Here is a 19,349-nt window from a genome sequence, read left to right on the forward strand (position 1 = left end):
ACAATGAAGATTGGTTGTCGAGATGACAACCTTTTCTTTTTTATATAGAACCATTCCTAAATACGGTAAAATTCACACTTCCATATACTCGTTGATCTTCGAATAACGGATAATTAGAGAAATTATAATCCTTAGAATGTTCAAGAATAAATATTCCCCCCGGCTTTATCAATTCTTTTTCGAATACAAGCTTAGGCACATCTTCAAAATGCTTTAAATCATAAGGAGGGTCGGCAAAAATAAAATCAAACTGCTCTTTACAATGCACCAAATAACTGAATACATCCATCTTGGAGAGCATTAGCTCCGATTGTATTTGTAATTCTGCTTTTGTTTTTTCGATGAATGAAGCATGAGCAAAGTTTTTCTCTACACATACAACACGTGGACACCCTCGCGAAACCAATTCGAAACTAATACTACCTGTACCTCCAAAAAGGTCTAATGCTGTAGTTTCTTCCCAGTCTATAGAGTTGTTCAGGACGTTAAATATATTTTCTTTTGCAAAATCTGTTGTAGGACGTGCCTTGAAACTTTTAGGAGGATCAAATCTACGCCCTTTATATTTCCCACTGATAATTCTCATAATGATAATGTTAGTAAGTCTAATGGAGCTTTTTGAGCATCTTCATTCCACAAGAAAATCTCACTCGGAATATTCTGTTGCTCAATGTTTTTTATATATTGTTGCAGAAGTTTCACCAATTGCAGATCGGGATTCCCGACTATAAAAAGATAATCATCCAGTTGGCTGAACCTGCATTGCTCCCAAAGTTTAAGAATATAATATAGCTGGTTTGTTATTTGTTCATTCGTATGCGTTAAGCTATGAACCAATTTTGGCCCGGTAAAACAAATAATATCGAGGAAATTATCGTGAAAGTTTAAATACATTCTCGAAGCATTCCCTGTAAGCTTATTTTTATCTTCAAAGTAATTGATAAGCAAATTGGTATGATGAAAAAAGTGCGGAGCCCAAAGGCTTCTGGATAGAAAGTCAAAAATATCTTTATTCAAATTAAACAATGTAGTCACATCCTGGTTTTTGATAAAACCCGTAGATAGATGGCTTGCTTTCTCAACATGTGTAAAATTATACAAATGCTCTTTCTCTTTAAGATCAAAATATCGGGCAGGAATCAGATCATAGCTTGATGAAACAAAAACAACATTGGTCTGCTTAAACTCCTGCGTAAGAAAATTAAAATCAAAAATGATTCGTTGAATATTTGCCAGAAGGTTATCGCTCATCGAAAAAGATGTTTCACGCAGACAATAGTTCTCTTTTGTCTCAGGATCTGAAATAGAGAACATAAAGCTATAGGGCGTTATCCGTATCGATAACACATATCTATCTGATTGTCCGAGGTCTATACTTTCCGGTAAAAACATATTTTGGTATTTCTATACACAAAGTTAGAAAAAGATATTTTTATCTGCTATTTTTGACCTTCAATTCACCATTTCTTTCCGCTATGATCAATGATTTCTTCCGCAGTAAAATAATAGAGAATTTCCCATTCGAACCAACAAGCCAACAAAATGAAGCTTTGGAGAGGATCGTAAACTTCTTATTTTTACAAAAAGAAGAGACTCTGTTTTTGTTGCGGGGATATGCCGGAACAGGAAAGTCTTCTTTGCTCGGAGCCTTAGTAAAAACGATGACCGAGTTTAAGCAAAAAACAGTATTACTAGCGCCTACAGGACGAGCAGCGAAAGTGTTTTCATCCTATGCCAGCCATCCGGCTTTTACCATTCACAAGAAAATATACCGACAACAGAAGTATGCAGGAGACTTCGGAAGCTTTGGACTGATGGATAATCTGCATAAAGACACACTTTTTATTGTAGATGAAGCTTCTATGATCAGTAATAGTGGAATGGATGCATCCTTCTTTGGTACAGGGCATCTGCTCGATGATCTCATTCATTATGTCTATTCTAGCGAAAACTGTCGCTTATTGCTTATTGGCGATTCGGCACAGTTGCCACCTGTTATGGAAGAAGATAGCCCTGCCCTACAAACGGCAGTACTCGAAGGCTACGGACTCGATATTTATGAGGCTATGCTCTCACAGATAGTGCGGCAAGCTGAAAGTTCGGGCATCCTTTATAATGCCACCAATATACGTAATCTGTTGAGCAAAGGAGAAACCGGAGCATATCCCAAACTCCTTCTCGATAATTTTAACGATATTGTACGCATCAACGGAGAAGACCTTATCGATGAGATTTCCGCATCTTATGATAGAGAAGGGCTAGACAATACGATGATTGTTTCCCGCTCCAATAAGCGATGTAACATCTACAATCAGGGGGTGCGCAACAGGATTCTATACAGAGAGGAGGAATTATCGGCGGGAGATATGCTGATGATCACTAAAAATAATTATTATTGGACAGAAAACATAGAAGGAATAGATTTCTTAGCGAATGGTGAAATAGTAGAAGTGCTTCGTGTTCGCCGTGAACAAGAATTGTATGGATTCCGCTTTTGTGATGTCTTGGTTAGGAGCCTCGATTATGATATAGAGTTCGAAATCAAGATACTTATGGATACGCTTTACTCTGATGTTTCGGGATTACCTCGTGAGCGTGCAGAAGAATTATTCCTAAATATATTAGAAGATTACTCTGATATATCTACAAAGGCCGGGAAAATGAAAAAGCTGAAAACCGACCCTTTCTATAATGCTGTACAAGTAAAATTTGCCTATGCTGTCACCTGCCACAAGGCACAGGGGGGTGAATGGAGTACCGTTTTTCTTGACTTAGGCTATATTTCGGAGGAACATTTAGGGATAAACTTTTATCGCTGGCTCTACACGGCAATTACCCGAGCCGGGAAGAAACTGTATTTAGTAAATCTTCCCGACGAGTTTGTATAAAATAAAACGGAATAATGTGTAAAAGACTATCCTCCAAAGTTAGCTTTTATATAATCCATTAAGTCGAAGTCTTTTTTCAATTCGGGCTTACCTATTTCTACCTCTCCTGTGTTTATCATCAAGTTGTCTTTGCCTATGATCAGCTTATCAATAAATGAGCATATTTCATTTATGTTCTCTTTCATCGGACGTTCGGCTATTTCATGTGCAGCATTTTCTACTTTGTAGAAATAATATGGAGTATTCAATTCTTGAAGCTGTTTTGCAATATGTTTCGAACCATACAGCCCAACCTGAAGCATTTCTGTTTTATCAAATGGAACATTCCGGTCGGCATCTCCGTGAAACATCTGTATAGGCGATGGTTCTGTTTGCCATTTCAAATCTCCGCTTGTACTAAAGATAGCTCCGGCAAAAGCAATTGTTCCGGCATAATTAAACCCTTGAGGAAGCTTCTCTGCAAGCTTGCTCTTATTGCATATTGCATATTCTCCGTGCAGAACGGCAACAGCTCCGGCACTCGAACCATTCGTAATAATTTCATCTTTTTCGAGATTCCAATCATCAGCATGATTATATACAAAGGTGGTTGCATCAAAAAGATCTTCTACAGCCATTGTTATACTGTTGGTCAATAATGCAGCAAAACGCATTGGGTCGATCTGCGAGCCATCACCAATATTTTTCATTCCTAAGCGATAGTCGATAGATACAACTTGATATCCTTTTTCTACCAACTTATGAAAATAGTCCACATACTGTTCGCCGTCACGTTCGCCGGCTGCAAAACCACCTCCGAACATAAAAACAATACAAGGGGTAACCTTTACAGCTACTGCTTCATCATCTTTAAGATAGTATCTATCCAGTTTCAACGAGCTACCATCTTTTACAGAATACACGTACGTCTGCTTGTCAATATATTCATCAGCAAACAATGAAATAGAGACAAATAGCGAAATAAGCAATGATGTTATTATTCTCTTTCCCATAATGTACAAATTCAGTGAGTTATTTTATATAGTAATTCTTTCAGTAATTCCCCGTCAGGGGCAGAGTTGTTATCAACGCCTTTTGATTTGGCATCGTATATACGTAAGAGACCGATAATTTCCATGCACTTAAACGCATTATAATTCTTCAAGGCAATAACGTAGTCTTTAGCCTGATAGGGGTTTCTAAGTCCAAGTTCGGTTGCAAGACCTTGCTCTGTTTTATTTTTTGCCCAATAGCAAATCATCAGGTTGCTGAAAAAGTTGAAGAGTACCGACATGGTCATAATCATCGGATTGTTCTTCGGATTCTTTTCGAAATAGTCAGCAATCTGATTTACCTTAAATATATTTTTATTTATAATTGCATTTAGCAATTCAAAATTATTAAAATCTTTACTGATACCTATATTTTCTTCAATAAGGTCTGCCGTAATACGCATCTGCCCGGGCGGTATAGCTATTAACAGTTTTGCAATCTCATTTGTAAGCTTACTCAGATCATTCCCCAAATAGTCGGATAGCATCTGTGCAGATTTCTGATCGATACTCAAGCCTTTTGACAATATATAGGAAGTAATAAATGCCGGAATCTTATACTCCGGTATTTTCTTCGACTCAAAAATAGCTCCCATTTTGTCAATCTCGGCATATAGCTTCTTCCTTTTATCGAGAGAGCCCCCTTTATAATTGAGAACAAGTATAGTAGATTTTAGCGGGTTCTTTACGTATACTTCGAGTTCCTCTATTTTACTTAGGTTTTGAGCTTCCTTGATTACAATGAGTTGATGATCCGACATCATCGGGTAACTGCGAGCCATTGTTATCACGGCTGTAACATTCGTTTCCATCCCATACAGTATACTCTGATTAAAATCGCGTTCCTCTTCAGGCAAAACGGTTTCAGTCAACATATTCGTAAGCTCATCTATATAATAAGGTTCATCACCCATAAAAAGATATACAGGTCTGTACTTTCGTGCTTTAATCTCTGTAACTATCTGCTCAAATGTTACCATGTTTCGAAGCGTAGGTGTTTTACTGTTTCTCCGTTATTAATTAAAGTCATTAGCGATTCGATACCCACTATGACATGCTCTTCTACAAAATTCTGTGTGACAATGTTATCACTTTTTTCGGTTTTTACACCATCAGAAATCATTGGCTGATCCGACACCAAGAGTAATGCCCCTGTGGGTATCTGATTTGCAAAGCCGCAAGTAAACAGTGTTGCGGTTTCCATATCTACAGCCATAGTTCGTATCTGAAGAAGATACTCCTTAAACTTATCATCGTGCTCCCATACTCGGCGGTTTGTAGTATATACCGTCCCTGTCCAGTAATCCTTATTATGGTTACGTATCGTAGAGGACACCGATCTTAAAAGGCTGAAAGCAGGTAGAGACGGCACTTCAGGTGGAAGATAATCATTCGATGTTCCTTCTCCTCTGATAGCTGCTATCGGTAATATATAATCCCCTAAATTATTATGCTTTTTCAGTCCTCCACACTTTCCAAGGAAAAGTACAGCTTCGGGCTCTACGGCACTCAACAGATCCATTATAGTAGCAGCATTGGCGCTACCCATACCAAAATTTATAATTGTAATTCCTTCTGCCGAGGCATTTGGCATATTGCCATCCAATCCTAAAATAGGGACATTAAAGTGATGAGCAAAAACTTCTACGTATTTGGCAAAGTTGGTTAATAATATATATTTTGTAAATTGCTCGAGTGGTCTTTTCGTATAGCGTGGTAGCCAATTTGCTACAATTTCTTGTTTTGTTTTCATATAAATTCTACTTTTGTTCGTCTAATAAACAAGCACTATCCCTTATTATTTGATATGCGGATTTAACAAAGGTAGCAAATGTTAGAGTTAAATTTACCGTCCTTCGATATAAATGTAAAAAAGATAGGTGGAAAACTCTCTATCTTAGATCCTTTACGGCGTAAGTTTGTAGCATTGACACCTGAAGAGTGGGTCAGGCAACACTTTGTGAACTTTTTGTTAAGAGAAAAAGGCTATCCCGCAGCCCTAATTGCGAACGAAATTCAGATTGACCTCAACAAGCTGAAAAAACGCTGCGATTCGGTAGTGTATAATCGTGATTTATCACCCCTGATGATTATAGAATATAAGGCACCGGATGTAGATATCACACAACAAGTCTTTGATCAGATTGTAAGGTATAACATTGTATTGAAAGTTAAATATCTGATCGTGTCCAATGGTCTGAATCATTATTGCTGCATAATAGACTATAATAAGCAGTCATTCAATTACCTATCGGATATCCCTAACTACACTGATTTATAATAAACACCAAACTACATCTTAAAGCAATACTACTAGCTTTAAAGTAAGTCGTATTCATCTCTTATTGTCACAAAAATGTGATAAAATGTTATAATTTCTCTTGTTGAATAAGATTGACAATAAGCAAAGTTCTTTGATTCTACAATAATATTAATTTTGAAGCGTGATAGTTTATTATGGAAATCAAAGGATGAAGCTTACCCTTGCTTTAGTTGTTTTTGTGTTATTTTTATACCCATGTGAGGTCTTTTCCCAATACCTTAAAGGTTTTGTCAAAAATTCCTCAGGAGTCGGTGTACCATATACTTCTATCTATATAGAAGAAGAAAAAAAGGGGTTGGTGACCAACAATGAGGGATTATTCCAGCTCAATCTTCCACCGGGAGACTACACGTTTGTTTATAAACAGATAGGATATAAAACGCAGAAACAGTCTGTTTCTATTCAAAAGGATAAAGCGTGTGAAGTCGAGATTACACTCATAGCATATCCATTCTATGAATATCAAAATACCGATAGGAAAATAGAACTGACAGGAAACGATATACTAAACAAAGTAACAAGAAAAGCGGCATCTTATACATCGTACGACGCTGATGCCTATATCAAAGGTAACTTAACATTAACCAGAATAACAGAGCTCACAAATACAGTCGTAAAGAAAATAGAGAATGGAAATGTCTCCGATCTCGAGAATAAGATCATACATCAGGAAATCAATTGCGCAGTAAAATATACAGCACCCAATAACTACAAAATTCAAGTAAACGGATATACCGGAAATATTGCTGATGCTATGAATACAAGAGGAGCTATAGGGCTTCTCAGTGAATCTCTATTCTCCGATTGGTTCAATGGCAGTATTTCTCCTTTAGGGAGAAGAGTATCTTCTTATTATAAATTCAAATATAAAGGCTATTACTTGGAAGATGGCAAAGTCATCAACAAGATAGAGGTTGTTCCACGATATGATGATTACAAATTACTGAACGGAGACTTGTACATTACAGATGACGGTAATATAACCTGTGCTAAGTTGTATAGAAAATTCCAAGGTCTGGAAACTGTTAATCAAATCACATATCAGACAATTGATGGGCACCCTAACCTTCCGATAACATATCAAACTGATATAAGCATCAATATCTTAGGAAATAAGGGAAACGTTACATATCTGACATCTCTAAAATATAAGAAGATAGATAATGGCGGAGAAGCAATAGGTGTTATAAGCAGAGGAGATGAACGACCAAAAATCAATGACAAAATAACATTTAACAAAGATGCTTATACCCAAGATTCCACATTTTGGGACAGTATAAGAATGTTTCCTGTAAATACAGAACGATTGGAGATTCTCGATCACTTTAGGTTAAAAGAAAGAATAGCATCTAAGCCTTGGTATGGAAAGGCGTTGCTGGGAGATTATTTTTTAGGAAATGACTCTAGCAAGTGGTCGTTGAGATATGGTGGTGTGAAAATGATATTCAGAGATTACAACTATGTGGATGGTTTCTGGCTCGGAAATCGTTTTTATCTCAAATCGCAAATAGACAAAGATCAACAACTCGAAATCAGCCCTTACATATACTATACGACAGCAAGACATCGGCTTATAGGGGGAAGCGACTTTACGTATAACTACTTGCCCGAAAGAGCAGGAAAGCTAAAGTTCTCCATCGGCTCCCATACTGCCGATTTCAATAGCTTAAGCATAACGCGATATAATAACTATTTCAGCTCTTTGTTTCTAGGTAAAAACTACAATTCTTTCTATCAGAAAGATTATGTCTCAGTAAATAATGATATAGATCTGACAAAGAAGCTAAAGCTAACAGTCGGGCTTGGAGTTGAAAGACGGGCAGGATTAAATAACAATACAGATTTTACGATTATAGAAAGGGACAATATCACACCGAATATAAATCCCGATAAGCGTTTCGACAGAACATATTATTCTGTGGGACTCTCTTATGTTCCGTTTGCAAACTATACAATCCAGAATAATGAATCGCCCCTTGTTTTTCATCTTCAGTATGAAGAAGGCTTCTCTTCTTGGCAAACGAACAATTCACAATATCGAAAAATAAAAGGCGGAGCTGTACAAAATATCCGATTGAATTATTTCGATAAACTAGATTATAAGTTTGAAGCAGGAGCTTTTGTCGGTGCTAGAAAAAACTTGCACTTTGCCGATTACCAGTTTTATGGTGCGCCCGACCTTGTTTTCAACTTGGGCTCACTGTTCGACTCATTTCTTTTGCTCGATAATTATGAATTGCAGGCAAACCATTACTGGGTTACACTCTCATTCAATTATGCCAGTCAATATTTTTTACTCAAACGCCTTTCGTTTCTACAAGGAAAACCATTTTTTGAAGGATTGCACTTTAAGACATTGTATACTCCCGACATAAAATTTTATTCAGAGATCGGCTATTCAATAAATATTACAAGAATGTTTGGGATGGGCGTATTTTCTTCTTTCAACAACTTCGATTACAAAACGGCAGGAGTCAGATTCTCTTTAAATCTTCAGTCTCTTCTGCTATTGAAAGATTAATCATTTGAGGTATCTATATAAAAAACAAAAGAGTTACATTTTCATGTAACTCTTTTTGCTCTTCCTCTTGGACTTGAACCAAGGACCCTCTGATTAACAGTCAGATGCTCTAACCGACTGAGCTAAGGAAGAATGTACTTTTGAAAGAAATCTTGTTTATTTTGCTCTTCCTCTTGGACTTGAACCAAGGACCCTCTGATTAACAGTCAGATGCTCTAACCGACTGAGCTAAGGAAGAGTGTTTGTTTCTCTCAAAAGTGACGCAAAAATAGACCTTATTTCTGAATTATGCAATATCTTTGCAAAAAAAAACGAAGAAGAATGGCAAAAGTATTAGGAATGGGCAATGCCTTAGTGGATGTTTTGGCAATTATAGAAGACGATAAGATGTTAGAACTCCTTGAACTACCGAAAGGTAGCATGCAGCTTATAGATGACAAGAAGTTTGAAATATTATCGGGTGAAATAAATAAATTAAAAAAGAATATTATATCAGGCGGTTCGGCATCGAATACAATCGTAGGATTATCCCGTCTGGGAATCGAAACCGGCTTTCTGGGAAAAGTAGGAAAAGACTTTTATGGAAACTTCTTTAAAGAAGACTTAAATAAATACAAGATCAAATCTCACCTGACCGAGGTTGATGAACCTTCGGGTGTTGCATCTACGTTCATTTCCAAGGACGGAGAGCGTACTTTTGGTACATACTTAGGAGCTGCTGCCCTATTGGATGCAGAAGAGCTTAAAACAGCCGATTTTGAAGGTTACAAGTATTTCTATATTGAGGGTTATCTGGTACAAAGCCATGCACTGATCCGCAGAGCAATCGAATTAGCCAGAGAAGCAGGAGCAAAAGTTGTACTCGACCTTGCCAGTTATAATGTAGTGGAAGCGAACTGTCAATTTCTTCTAGACATTATCCCTATGTACACAGACATCGTCTTTGCGAACGAAGAGGAAGCAAGAGCCCTATTGAATGTAGAAGCCGAAGAAGCAGTCTCTTTATTAGCTAAACAAACAGATATAGCTATAGTGAAAGTTGGAGACAAAGGATCGTGGATACAACAAGGAGACGAAAAGATATTTGTTCCCGCATACAAAGTAAACTGTGTAGACACAACGGGAGCAGGAGACCTATATGCAGCCGGATTTATATATGGACTGATACAAAACTATTCACTTTTTATCAGTGGTCAAATAGGAACTCTACTAGCCGCATACGTAATTCAAAAGATAGGAGCTAAAGTGGGCGACAACGAGTGGAATGATATAGATGACGAGATCGAAAAAATAAAGAAAGTATTATGAGATACTACTGAGTAACAAAAAAGCCTGTTTTTTACAAAAACAGGCTTTTTAATTTATGATCGGCTCTTTTGTTATTTCAAAAGCTCTTCTATCTTTTTAGTTGCTTCTTCAGCATTCAGACCTCTGGCTAATATTTTACCATCTTTGTCTAACAACATCAAGTGAGGAATAGAAGACACACCATATATTGCAGCACCTTCACTATCCCAGAATTTAAGGTCTGAGATTTGAGGCCATGTAATATTCAGATTCTTGATTCCTTTCACCCAATCTTCATTTGTTTTATCTAAAGAGATACCTACGATCTCTACCCCTTTGGCACCGTATTGCTTATAAAGTTCTACAAGCTTTGGCATTTCGGCACGACATGGAGGACACCATGAAGCCCAGAAATCGACCAAAACATATTTTCCTTTACCTGCAAAATCTGCTAATGCTATATCTTTTCCTTCCGGAGTTTTACCTTTTATATCGGTAAAAGTTTTCCCTACAGACGTTGCATCGAGAGCTTTGGCTACTTTTTCCACCTTTTGTATTCTGGCTATAGACTTATATTCTGGTTTAATAGACGGAATAAGCTCATTAAGCTGTTCGGCAGAGAAGCGATAAAAGTTGCGAGATAAGAAATAAACTCCCAGTTGGTTTTGTATATTTTCTTTTACAAAGTCGAAAGTTTCTTTTGTCCAAACATTATATTTGTCTTCATACTGTTTTTCGAGTTCAGCTTTATTGCCTGTATTCGTTGAATCATCCCTCAACTTGGAAGAGATAGACATCATTTCATTTTCTATAGCCTGGCTCTTTGTATTAAACGCTTGACAAGCATTATTCAAAGGAGTACCTTTTACTGTAGAAATGCTATCGAGAGAAACTTCTATCTGTCCGGGTTCCACTACTACCAAAACAGGTCTGTTCATATTGTCAGGCGCATCATCCAATGAGATGAAATGTATTTTTGCACCATCTTTGGCTAGTCCTTTGAAAACAAATTCTCCGTCAACAACATCTACGGTGTCAACAGCCACAAGGTCTTTCCAATTCTCATCTAAAGTCTTTAGATATACTTGTTGTCCGTCATACGTACCATTCGGTAATTTACCTTTAATGGTAAAAGCATCTTTCTCTACACAAGAAGTAGCAAATATTGCAATTGCTGCAAGAAACAAAATTATTTTCTTCATTCTAAATCAAAATAGTGGTTAATAAATAGTATATCTTAATTTTTTAAGAGTTACGTTTAAAACAAAGACAAAACTCTTATTGTTTATGACTTAAAGATTATTTTAGGATTTCAGCTATTTTATCTTCCAAATCTTTACCTCTTAAATCTGTAGCTATAACAACGCCATTTTGATCTATAAGTAATGTATGCGGAATGCTTTGCACTCCGTATAATTGCGATGCCATTGTTGTTGCATCTGCCAATTGTACCCAAGTCATTTTATAGTTTTGGACAGCTGCAGTCCATTTGTTTTTATCATCATCAACTGATATACCGACTATTTCAAGACCTTTAGACTTGTATGCATTATAAGTCTTTATAAGATTTGGTATTTCCTGAATACATGGCTGACACCATGAAGCCCAGAAATCAATCAACACTAATTTATTTTTGCCTACATAGTCAGACAAGGATACCATCTGTCCGCTTTGATCTATCAATTGAGCATCACTGTATGGATTACCTACTTCAGGTTTCACTCTGTCCAGTTCTTTTACCAATGCCTTGATCTCATCTCTGTTTCGGAATGTACTGTCGCTGGCAGCTATCAATTCTTTTAGTTGATCTTTGCTAAATGATTTTGCTGATGAATAAAATAAAAACTCACCGGCTTTATTCGAAATATTTGCCTTTGCAAAATTGAAAGTCGACATCTGTAATTGTTTTTGCAAAGTATCTACTTCTGCTCTTATTGCAGGGTTGTTTGCATCCTGAGGCGTAATTTTAGATATCTTATCGGTAAGAGAGTTCATTACCTTGTGTATATTATTAAACTCGTCATTCTTGGGTGTTCCTCCAAGAGTTACGTTTGTTTTATCAAATGTAATTTTGATGTTCCCCGGTTCTAATATCAGTGTTCCTATCGGTGTGTCATTATCTGCATTCTCTAGTTTGCCTACAGATACAAATCCCATCATAGGCTCATCGGCAGTCCCTTTAAAACTGAATTTCCCATCAGAGATCGTTACTGAGTCGATTACTGTTGCCTTCTGAGAGTTGATGCTATCTATTTTTTGTAAATATGCAACTTTTGTGTCGAATGAATTATCCGAAAACTTTCCTTCTATGGAATAAGAATTACCCTGACAAGAAACGAATAAGATTGCAAGGGTTGATAAAAAGAGAAATATGATTTTTTTCATTAATAAGAGGTATTAAGTAAATATCAAGCAAAGATAAGTAAATAGTTCATAATCTTGCTTATTTAACACTTAATACTTAAAACCGAGAGATGTATTATTGTAACTTTCAGGCTTAATTTATTTTGCATTTTGAACGATTAAATTTATCTCATAAAGAGATGGTTCGATATAAAAACAGTGACACTCTAAATGAAGCAAATAAGTGTTACCTTTGTTACTTTTTGTTTTACGTGTAGATATAAACATCGAACAATCAAGCATTTTTATTGTTTGTATCATATGTGACAAAAAATGAAATGTCGGTATTTAAATTATATCATATAAACTTCAAGAAACATTTTACGTTTTGATGAAAGCGACAACAATTTCTTTATTTTTCGTTTGTTTATTTATATTTAATTCTTGTTCCGAAAAAAACGGACAAGACTCATTTCTCAGCCAATTACGTCAGGATTCTCTCTTGATGAAGAATGCACAAAAAATGCAGAGGATAAAAGCCAAAGATATTATCATAGAGAAGGATTTTCTTTACGACCAATACACCCTGCAAGACACATATCCATATCGTGACACAACACGGCAGTTCCAATGGGAAAAGATCAAACAAGGCTTGGCTATTCTCGAAAACTTTCAACAAGAATTCTTTGCCTGGGGGATTTTACAGAATTATCGGAATAACAATGGAGAAGCTCCTCTAGTAAAGAAATATAAAAGGAATGAATACAAACGCATTGCCGACACATTAGGGGTAGAACGATTTCAAGGGATTCCTCTATTTCTTCCTACGGATACTGTTACAGGAGAACGTTATGGCAGAGATGGTGCCTTGGTAAAACTATTCAAAGACAATGTCGGGAGTTTTAGAAAAATAACTACAACGGACTCCAAAGAGTTATGGCTTGTTCCTCAGAAATATGTAAAACCAATTCATGATACCGTACAATTTAAACATGCAATATTTGTTGATCGCAACAATGAGAATATCGTCACTCTCGAGAAACTAGATAAAAAATGGATTGTAAGAAGTATGAATCCTGCCACAACAGGTTTGCATAAACCGCCATATCAGCAAGAAACCCCACTGGGGCTATTTGTTCTTCAGGAGAAGAAAGTAAAGATGTTTTTCCTTGTCGATGGCACAACAGAAACAGGAGGCTTTGCTCCTTATGCCAATCGCTTTACAAACGGAGGATATATACACGGTATTCCGGTGAATGCACCAAGTACCACATTCATAGAATATAGCCCTTCGCTGGGTACTACACCCCGTTCACACATGTGTGTGCGCAATGCGACATCGCACGCAAAATTTGTATATGACTGGGCGCCAACAGAAGAAACCATCATCTTTGTTATAGAATAATCTCTATTTTAATAAAACACATTAGCGAAAATGACTACTTGTCAGTTTGTCATTTCTATGATTCTGCTGTTTTGACAGAAATACATTTTGGCACGCATTTCGCTAATATCTAAACAGAATACATAAAATAAATTAATATATAACTATTAAAAATTTAAGAATCATGAGTATTAAACCATTAGCAGACAGAGTGCTTGTTAAGCCGGCTGCAGCCGAAGAAAAAAGCGTGGGAGGTATCATTATTCCGGATACAGCTAAAGAAAAACCTCTAAAAGGTGAAGTTATTGCAGTAGGCAACGGAACAAAAGACGAAGATATGATCGTAAAACCAAAAGATCAGGTTCTTTATGGCAAATATGCCGGAACAGAAGTAGAACTTGACGGCGAAGTTTTCCTTATTATGCGTCAATCTGATATTCTTGCAATTATTTAATACTAACAGTTTTAATTAACATAACATTATGGCTAAAGAGATTAAGTTTAACATAGATGCTCGCGACGAGCTAAAAAAAGGTGTTGATGCATTAGCTAATGCAGTAAAAGTAACCCTTGGACCAAAAGGTCGCAACGTAATCATCGAAAAGAAATTTGGTGCACCTCACATCACAAAAGACGGTGTAACAGTAGCAAAAGAAATAGAACTGGAAGAAGCATTCCAGAATATGGGAGCTCAACTTGTAAAAGAAGTGGCTTCTAAAACAAACGACGATGCGGGTGATGGTACCACTACTGCCACAGTATTGGCACAATCGATCGTTAGCGTTGGTCTTAAGAACGTTACAGCTGGAGCAAATCCAATGGATTTGAAACGTGGTATCGATAAAGCTGTAGCAAAAGTAGTAGAAAATATCAAGTCTCAGGCTGTAGCTGTAGGTGATGACCTACAGAAGATAGAGCACGTAGCTAAGATATCTGCTAACGGCGACGAAACTATAGGTAAGCTGATCGCTGAAGCTATGGGTAAAGTAAAGAAAGAAGGGGTTATCACTGTTGAAGAAGCAAAAGGTACAGAAACTTATGTGGATGTAGTAGAAGGTATGCAATTTGACAGAGGTTATATCTCTCCATACTTTGTAACTGATACAGAGAAAATGGAAGCTGACCTTGAAAACCCATATATCTTGATTCACGACAAGAAGATTTCAGTATTGAAAGACATTCTTCCTATTCTTGAATCTGCTCTTAAATCAGGTCGCTCATTGCTAATCATTGCAGAAGATATAGACTCAGAAGCATTGACTACACTAGTAGTTAACCGTCTTCGTGCAGGCTTGAAGATTGCTGCTGTTAAAGCTCCCGGATTTGGTGATCGTCGTAAAGAAATGCTTGAAGACATCGCTATCCTTACAGGCGGTATCGTAATCTCAGAAGAGAGAGGTATCAAACTTGAAGCTGCTACTATCGACATGCTTGGTACTGCTGACAAGGTAACTATCAATAAAGATAATACGACTATCGTAAACGGTGCAGGTGAGAAAGATGCTATTGCTGCTCGTGTATCTCAGATCAGAGCTCAAATGGAAAAAACAACATCAGACTACGATAAAGAAAAACTACAGGAACGTCTTGCTAAATTGGCAGGTGGTGTAGCTGTTCTTTATGTAGGAGCTCCGTCAGAGGTAGAGATGAAAGAAAAGAAAGACCGTGTTGACGATGCTCTTTCTGCAACTCGTGCAGCTATCGAGGAAGGTACAGTTCCCGGAGGTGGTGTAGCTTACATCCGTGCTATTAGCACTCTAGAAGACCTAAAAGGTGAAAACGAAGACGAAACTACCGGTATCGAAATCGTTAAGCGTGCTATCGAAGAACCTCTTCGTCAGATTGTAGCCAATAGCGGTAAAGAAGGTGCTGTTGTAGTACAGAAAGTACGTGAAGGAAAAGCTGATTTCGGTTACAACGCTCGTGCAGATGTTTACGAGAATCTGAATGCAGCCGGAGTTATCGACCCTGCTAAAGTAGTTCGTGTAGCTCTTGAAAACGCAGCTTCTATTGCAGGTATGTTCTTAACTACAGAATGTATCATCGCTGACAAGAAAGAAGAAAACCCTGCTCCAATGCCTCCAATGGGTGGCGGAATGGGCGGAATGATGTAATCAATCATTCGATTGCCTCAGCCTACAAAGGTTGACAGGACTTATAAAAGAAAGAACCGATGGATCTTGATCCATCGGTTCTTTCTTTTATATACTGTATCCTATACTCAATCGTGATTTACCCAAACCAGCTTATCAATATCAAAGTCTAGCTTTTTAGCCAAATCAAGATAGTTATTTTTCACATCATCGGGAATCGTTTTAGTTCGTGAAAGAATCCACATATATTTCTTGTTTTTGCCCACAACAAGCGCATATTTATAATCCTTATCCAAAGCAATTATATTATACGAACCATAAAACGGACGGAAGAAAGAAACCTTAAGCCTGCCTTCATCTTTGGGACCGACAAATTTAGCTATTCCTTTTGCCGATTTCCAAGTATCCTTGATGTAATCATGCCCTTGATTTAGCACCCCTACTGTTTGGTTTTCATTCAACGTATATTCAGCAGTAGTGTTATCTAAATTTCGTTCAAACCGAAAATCGAACCGGGCTATTTCATACCACCGTCCCATATACTTTTCAACTTCAAAATTTTTGACTGCTGTTGCGTTTTTAGGAATACCTGTACACGATGCAAATAAACTAATCATAATGATTGCAATAAACGGATATTTGAGATTCATAATTCATACTTATAACATATCTATAAAAACAACAGATATACAATAATTGTTTTTGAAAGAGAAATGTTAATCCGTAGTATATTTAGGCAATACAAGTTAATATTATACTTTTATATGGGATGCTCCGCTTTTATGTCATTGATAAAGATATAAATAATTCTTCTTGAATTGGTTTGATTGTATTATAAATACTTTTAACTTTAGCTTATAGTTTGTATTACTTAAAGATCATAGTAATGAATATAGAATCAATTCAATTAGCAGTAGATAATATTGCAAAATATGGTGATACTGACATCTTCCCATATCCCATTGAAAAGTTAATATTTTTTGATAAAAGAGATGAAATTATAGGCTTGTTACAAGAATTGGATAAAAATTTTGTCAATGAGATTGTGAATAATCCTCCTGTAAATATTAGCGCTTTAGCTCCAATTGGATATACAGGCTTTAGATGGGCTACACAAATTGATCCATTTTGGAATGCTTATTTCCTTTCAGCAGTAATTGAAATGGGAGAAGCAATTGAGAAGGTGAGAATTAAGAAAGAAGAAGGGGTTGTATATTCTTATAGATTTTGTGTAAATCAAGAGAAGAGAATGCTTTTTGATACAGACTATAACTGGTTGAGATTTCAGCGAGACTCATTGGATTTTCTTAAGAATAATTCTGATTACGAGTATGTCGTTATTTGTGATATTGCGGATTTTTATAACAGAATATATCATCATCCATTAGAAAATGCACTGGATAGACTTGATGCAGGCAATGATTTACCAAAGAAAATTAAAAATATTATTCAAAAGTTCTCTAACACTAAATCTTACGGGTTGCCGATAGGAGGAGAAGCAGCGAGGTTACTAGCTGAACTAACTTTGAATAATTCTGATAAACTATTATTTAGTCACGGCTTTAAATTTAAAAGATTTGTAGATGATATTCATATTTTTTGTAGGACAATGCAAGAGGCTCATTCTGCTCTTAATTATTTAGCAGGTAAATTAATGAAAAATGAAGGGCTCACTCTACAAAAACATAAGACACAGATACAAACGCGAATTGAATTTGAGAAATTAGTATCCTCTCGAATTAATGCAGAAAGTGATGATTTTAAAGAAAAGGAAAGAGCTAAATTCATGTCACTTCCAATTAATTATGATCCATACTCGGATAATGCTGATGAAGATTACCAAAAGATAAAAGAACAACTAGACGAGTTTGACATTGTAGGGCTATTAAACGATGAATTGAAGAAGGTTCGAATACATCAACAATTTGGTAAACGATTAATCAAAACTTTTGACATTTTGGATTCTAATATCATTTCTAGAGCTTTTGATTCTATAATAAATAGATTTGATATATTGTATCCGATTTTTCCTGAGATAATGAAATCAGCTTACAAACATAATGATAAATTGGAAGCTGAAACAAGAGAGAACTTGCATAAAGTTTTACGGCAACTAATTTTAGATGATTCTTATATAATACAATCTGAAATTAATATGACATATTTATTAAGAGTTCTTGGCTCTGTTTCGAGTGCTGAGAATGAAGACGTGATAAACAAAGTCTATGGGAAGTTTTCGGAAAGCCTTCTTATAAAAAGTATAGTTATTCAGATAATGATAAGATGGAAGGCTTATTATTGGCTAGCAGACAAAAAAGATGCCTTTTCAACAATGAATAAATGGGAACGTCGTATGTTTATTATTGCAGCTCATTTTTTAGGAGATGAAGGTGACCATTGGTTACGATTTAATAAACGAACATTTTCTACAAGTGAAAGTATTATTAGTGAGTGGGCTAAAGAAAAATCAAAAATATCAACTTGGATTATGCCATTATGATTTCAGAAAAAACATTTATCAAATATTATTCTAGTTTCTGGAATCAATTACTACCAGGAATAGATCATTATGTACGAATGATTAACTCTGGATTAAAAGAGAGACATTATACGCCTATAACCTATGAAGGAGAAGATATCCCATCACGTAGAGCTTTAATAAATGGTATTTCTTTTAAACTATTCTATCATTTTTATGAGCAGAAAACAAATCCAAGAGATATGAAATCTCTTGTTGATAAAAATATAGATTTAATTAAAGAGTTGCAGTTTTCGGAAGCGGAAAGAATGGAGATACTTGATAATTCTGATAATTTCAAAGATGAATTGACAAATACAGAATTAGATATTGTTATTAAATTGGCACATCGATTATTATCGTTTTCAAATGGAAAGCAAGATTTTGAAATTTATCCTAAATTTCAAGGTTGTGGCTTGCTTTTTGAATGTACTGGCGATATTCGTTTGGGAAAAACCCTTGTTGAAATTAAAGCAGGAAATGGTAATATTACAAAATATGATTTGTATCAATTGCTCATTTATGGAGCATTGAACTCAGTCAGTAATGAACCTTACGATATCCAACGGTTCTATTTATTTAATATTCGAACAGGGGTAGAGTGGAATGAGGAAATAGAAACTGTATGTGAAATTATTGCAGGAGAATCATCTGCAGAAATTTATTCAGAAATTATTAATTATATAACAAATAATTATACATCTATATAATTTACTCCTCAAACTATCCCTCTTAAAAAATAAAAACCCCTAATAATCAAAAGATTAATAGGGGTTTTCCGTACTCGGAGCGGGACTTGAACCCGCACAACCGTAATGGTCACAAGATTTTAAGTCTTGCGTGTCTACCATTCCACCATCCGAGCAGCCTATGAGCGAAAGACGGGATTCGANNACTGAGCTACTTTCGCAATTACTGCTATATCCAAGGCTATAATCCCAACATTTTGGAAGCCTTTTCC

The 19,349-nt window shown here is 36.1% G+C and carries 17 protein-coding genes and 3 tRNA genes; 9 read left to right on the plus strand and 11 right to left on the minus strand.

Annotated features, from left to right (window positions below):
• Positions 1-40 precede the first annotated feature (40 nt).
• Positions 41-586, minus strand: coding sequence for an RsmD family RNA methyltransferase (locus B3P17_RS10855; RefSeq protein ID WP_252637652.1), 546 nt, complete (start codon positions 584-586; stop codon positions 41-43).
• Positions 583-1,392: a DUF3822 family protein gene (locus tag B3P17_RS10860; RefSeq protein WP_252637651.1), complete on the minus strand. Its 810-nt coding sequence runs from the start codon at positions 1,390-1,392 to the stop codon at positions 583-585. The genes B3P17_RS10855 and B3P17_RS10860 overlap by 4 nt, the downstream gene beginning before the upstream one ends.
• Before the next feature lie 83 nt (positions 1,393-1,475).
• On the opposite strand from B3P17_RS10860, the gene B3P17_RS10865 reads away from it, so the two are divergent.
• Entirely contained in the window at positions 1,476-2,888 is a 1,413-nt protein-coding gene (locus B3P17_RS10865) for an ATP-dependent DNA helicase (protein ID WP_291105519.1), read from the plus strand.
• Between the two features lie 26 nt (positions 2,889-2,914).
• Here B3P17_RS10865 and B3P17_RS10870 read toward each other — a convergent pair whose 3' ends face one another.
• The 3 genes from B3P17_RS10870 to B3P17_RS10880 are packed head-to-tail and all read right to left on the minus strand — an operon-like array spanning position 2,915 to position 5,672.
• Positions 2,915-3,880: an alpha/beta hydrolase gene (locus B3P17_RS10870; RefSeq protein ID WP_252637647.1), complete on the minus strand. Its 966-nt coding sequence runs from the start codon at positions 3,878-3,880 to the stop codon at positions 2,915-2,917.
• Between the two features lie 11 nt (positions 3,881-3,891).
• Complete coding sequence (holA, locus tag B3P17_RS10875; protein WP_252637645.1) at positions 3,892-4,899, minus strand: DNA polymerase III subunit delta; 1,008 nt, start codon at positions 4,897-4,899, stop codon at positions 3,892-3,894.
• Positions 4,893-5,672: an AMP nucleosidase gene (locus tag B3P17_RS10880; protein WP_252637644.1), complete on the minus strand. Its 780-nt coding sequence runs from the start codon at positions 5,670-5,672 to the stop codon at positions 4,893-4,895. The genes holA and B3P17_RS10880 overlap by 7 nt, the downstream gene beginning before the upstream one ends.
• A gap of 78 nt (positions 5,673-5,750) precedes the next feature.
• Between B3P17_RS10880 and B3P17_RS10885 the strand changes: the two genes are divergently transcribed.
• Together B3P17_RS10885 and B3P17_RS10890 are read left to right on the plus strand one after the other, a co-directional pair.
• Entirely contained in the window at positions 5,751-6,200 is a 450-nt protein-coding gene (locus B3P17_RS10885; RefSeq protein WP_252637642.1) for a type I restriction enzyme HsdR N-terminal domain-containing protein, read from the plus strand.
• Positions 6,201-6,390: 190 nt separating this feature from the next.
• Positions 6,391-8,763 (plus strand): DUF5686 family protein, encoded by a 2,373-nt coding sequence (locus B3P17_RS10890; RefSeq protein WP_291105460.1) that lies wholly within the window; start codon positions 6,391-6,393, stop codon positions 8,761-8,763.
• Positions 8,764-8,821: 58 nt separating this feature from the next.
• On the opposite strand, the gene B3P17_RS10895 is transcribed toward B3P17_RS10890, so the two are convergent.
• Both B3P17_RS10895 and B3P17_RS10900 read right to left on the minus strand, forming a co-directional pair.
• Positions 8,822-8,895: transfer RNA gene (locus tag B3P17_RS10895), tRNA-Asn, on the minus strand.
• 32 nt (positions 8,896-8,927) lie between these two features.
• Positions 8,928-9,001: transfer RNA gene (locus B3P17_RS10900), tRNA-Asn, on the minus strand.
• An 83-nt stretch (positions 9,002-9,084) separates the two neighbouring features.
• Between B3P17_RS10900 and B3P17_RS10905 the strand changes: the two genes are divergently transcribed.
• Positions 9,085-10,071: an adenosine kinase gene (locus B3P17_RS10905; protein ID WP_252637639.1), complete on the plus strand. Its 987-nt coding sequence runs from the start codon at positions 9,085-9,087 to the stop codon at positions 10,069-10,071.
• A 71-nt stretch (positions 10,072-10,142) separates the two neighbouring features.
• On the opposite strand, the gene B3P17_RS10910 is transcribed toward B3P17_RS10905, so the two are convergent.
• Together B3P17_RS10910 and B3P17_RS10915 are read right to left on the minus strand one after the other, a co-directional pair.
• Positions 10,143-11,252, minus strand: a complete 1,110-nt coding sequence (locus tag B3P17_RS10910; protein ID WP_252637637.1) for a TlpA disulfide reductase family protein — start codon at positions 11,250-11,252, stop codon at positions 10,143-10,145.
• A 97-nt stretch (positions 11,253-11,349) separates the two neighbouring features.
• The gene (locus B3P17_RS10915; RefSeq protein ID WP_252637636.1) at positions 11,350-12,435 is read right to left on the minus strand and encodes a TlpA disulfide reductase family protein; all 1,086 of its coding nucleotides are present in this window, start codon (positions 12,433-12,435) and stop codon (positions 11,350-11,352) included.
• 349 nt (positions 12,436-12,784) lie between these two features.
• Here B3P17_RS10915 and B3P17_RS10920 point away from each other — a divergent pair, with 349 nt between their 5' ends.
• The 3 genes from B3P17_RS10920 (at position 12,785) to groL (ending at position 15,891) form a co-directional block, all read left to right on the plus strand.
• Positions 12,785-13,798, plus strand: a complete 1,014-nt coding sequence (locus B3P17_RS10920) for a L,D-transpeptidase (RefSeq protein WP_252637634.1) — start codon at positions 12,785-12,787, stop codon at positions 13,796-13,798.
• 163 nt (positions 13,799-13,961) lie between these two features.
• On the plus strand, positions 13,962-14,231 hold the full coding sequence (locus B3P17_RS10925; RefSeq protein ID WP_006842334.1) for a co-chaperone GroES: 270 nt from the start codon (positions 13,962-13,964) through the stop codon (positions 14,229-14,231).
• Positions 14,232-14,259: 28 nt separating this feature from the next.
• Positions 14,260-15,891, plus strand: coding sequence for a chaperonin GroEL (gene groL, locus B3P17_RS10930; RefSeq protein ID WP_135103738.1), 1,632 nt, complete (start codon positions 14,260-14,262; stop codon positions 15,889-15,891).
• A 107-nt stretch (positions 15,892-15,998) separates the two neighbouring features.
• Here the strand turns inward: groL and B3P17_RS10935 are convergent, their stop codons facing one another.
• Complete coding sequence (locus tag B3P17_RS10935; protein WP_252637633.1) at positions 15,999-16,520, minus strand: lipocalin family protein; 522 nt, start codon at positions 16,518-16,520, stop codon at positions 15,999-16,001.
• 236 nt (positions 16,521-16,756) lie between these two features.
• Between B3P17_RS10935 and B3P17_RS10940 the strand changes: the two genes are divergently transcribed.
• Together B3P17_RS10940 and B3P17_RS10945 are read left to right on the plus strand one after the other, a co-directional pair.
• The gene (locus tag B3P17_RS10940; protein ID WP_252637631.1) at positions 16,757-18,370 is read left to right on the plus strand and encodes an RNA-directed DNA polymerase; all 1,614 of its coding nucleotides are present in this window, start codon (positions 16,757-16,759) and stop codon (positions 18,368-18,370) included.
• On the plus strand, positions 18,352-19,098 hold the full coding sequence (locus tag B3P17_RS10945) for a hypothetical protein (RefSeq protein WP_291105466.1): 747 nt from the start codon (positions 18,352-18,354) through the stop codon (positions 19,096-19,098). Before B3P17_RS10940 ends, B3P17_RS10945 begins: the two co-directional genes overlap by 19 nt.
• 71 nt (positions 19,099-19,169) lie before the next feature.
• On the opposite strand, the gene B3P17_RS10950 is transcribed toward B3P17_RS10945, so the two are convergent.
• Positions 19,170-19,253: transfer RNA gene (locus B3P17_RS10950), tRNA-Leu, on the minus strand.
• Between the last annotated feature and the right edge of the window lie 96 nt (positions 19,254-19,349).

This window comes from Dysgonomonas sp. UBA7630 (assembly GCF_002483985.1).
Lineage (GTDB): Bacteria > Bacteroidota > Bacteroidia > Bacteroidales > Dysgonomonadaceae > Dysgonomonas.

Bases quoted from the DNA above. Each gene is read 5' to 3' on its own strand.
- B3P17_RS10885 (WP_252637642.1), top strand. From the start codon at position 5,751: ATGTTAGAGTTAAATTTACCGTCCTTCGATATAAATGTAAAAAAGATA.
- B3P17_RS10855 (WP_252637652.1), bottom strand. From the start codon at position 586: ATGAGAATTATCAGTGGGAAATATAAAGGGCGTAGATTTGATCCTCCT.
- B3P17_RS10920 (WP_252637634.1), top strand. From the start codon at position 12,785: ATGAAAGCGACAACAATTTCTTTATTTTTCGTTTGTTTATTTATATTT.
- B3P17_RS10905 (WP_252637639.1), top strand. From the start codon at position 9,085: ATGGCAAAAGTATTAGGAATGGGCAATGCCTTAGTGGATGTTTTGGCA.
- B3P17_RS10910 (WP_252637637.1), bottom strand. From the start codon at position 11,252: ATGAAGAAAATAATTTTGTTTCTTGCAGCAATTGCAATATTTGCTACT.
- B3P17_RS10940 (WP_252637631.1), top strand. From the start codon at position 16,757: ATGAATATAGAATCAATTCAATTAGCAGTAGATAATATTGCAAAATAT.
- B3P17_RS10890 (WP_291105460.1), top strand. From the start codon at position 6,391: ATGAAGCTTACCCTTGCTTTAGTTGTTTTTGTGTTATTTTTATACCCA.
- B3P17_RS10925 (WP_006842334.1), top strand. From the start codon at position 13,962: ATGAGTATTAAACCATTAGCAGACAGAGTGCTTGTTAAGCCGGCTGCA.
- B3P17_RS10935 (WP_252637633.1), bottom strand. From the start codon at position 16,520: ATGAATCTCAAATATCCGTTTATTGCAATCATTATGATTAGTTTATTT.
- B3P17_RS10870 (WP_252637647.1), bottom strand. From the start codon at position 3,880: ATGGGAAAGAGAATAATAACATCATTGCTTATTTCGCTATTTGTCTCT.
- holA (WP_252637645.1), bottom strand. From the start codon at position 4,899: ATGGTAACATTTGAGCAGATAGTTACAGAGATTAAAGCACGAAAGTAC.
- B3P17_RS10880 (WP_252637644.1), bottom strand. From the start codon at position 5,672: ATGAAAACAAAACAAGAAATTGTAGCAAATTGGCTACCACGCTATACG.
- groL (WP_135103738.1), top strand. From the start codon at position 14,260: ATGGCTAAAGAGATTAAGTTTAACATAGATGCTCGCGACGAGCTAAAA.
- B3P17_RS10915 (WP_252637636.1), bottom strand. From the start codon at position 12,435: ATGAAAAAAATCATATTTCTCTTTTTATCAACCCTTGCAATCTTATTC.
- B3P17_RS10860 (WP_252637651.1), bottom strand. From the start codon at position 1,392: ATGTTTTTACCGGAAAGTATAGACCTCGGACAATCAGATAGATATGTG.
- B3P17_RS10865 (WP_291105519.1), top strand. From the start codon at position 1,476: ATGATCAATGATTTCTTCCGCAGTAAAATAATAGAGAATTTCCCATTC.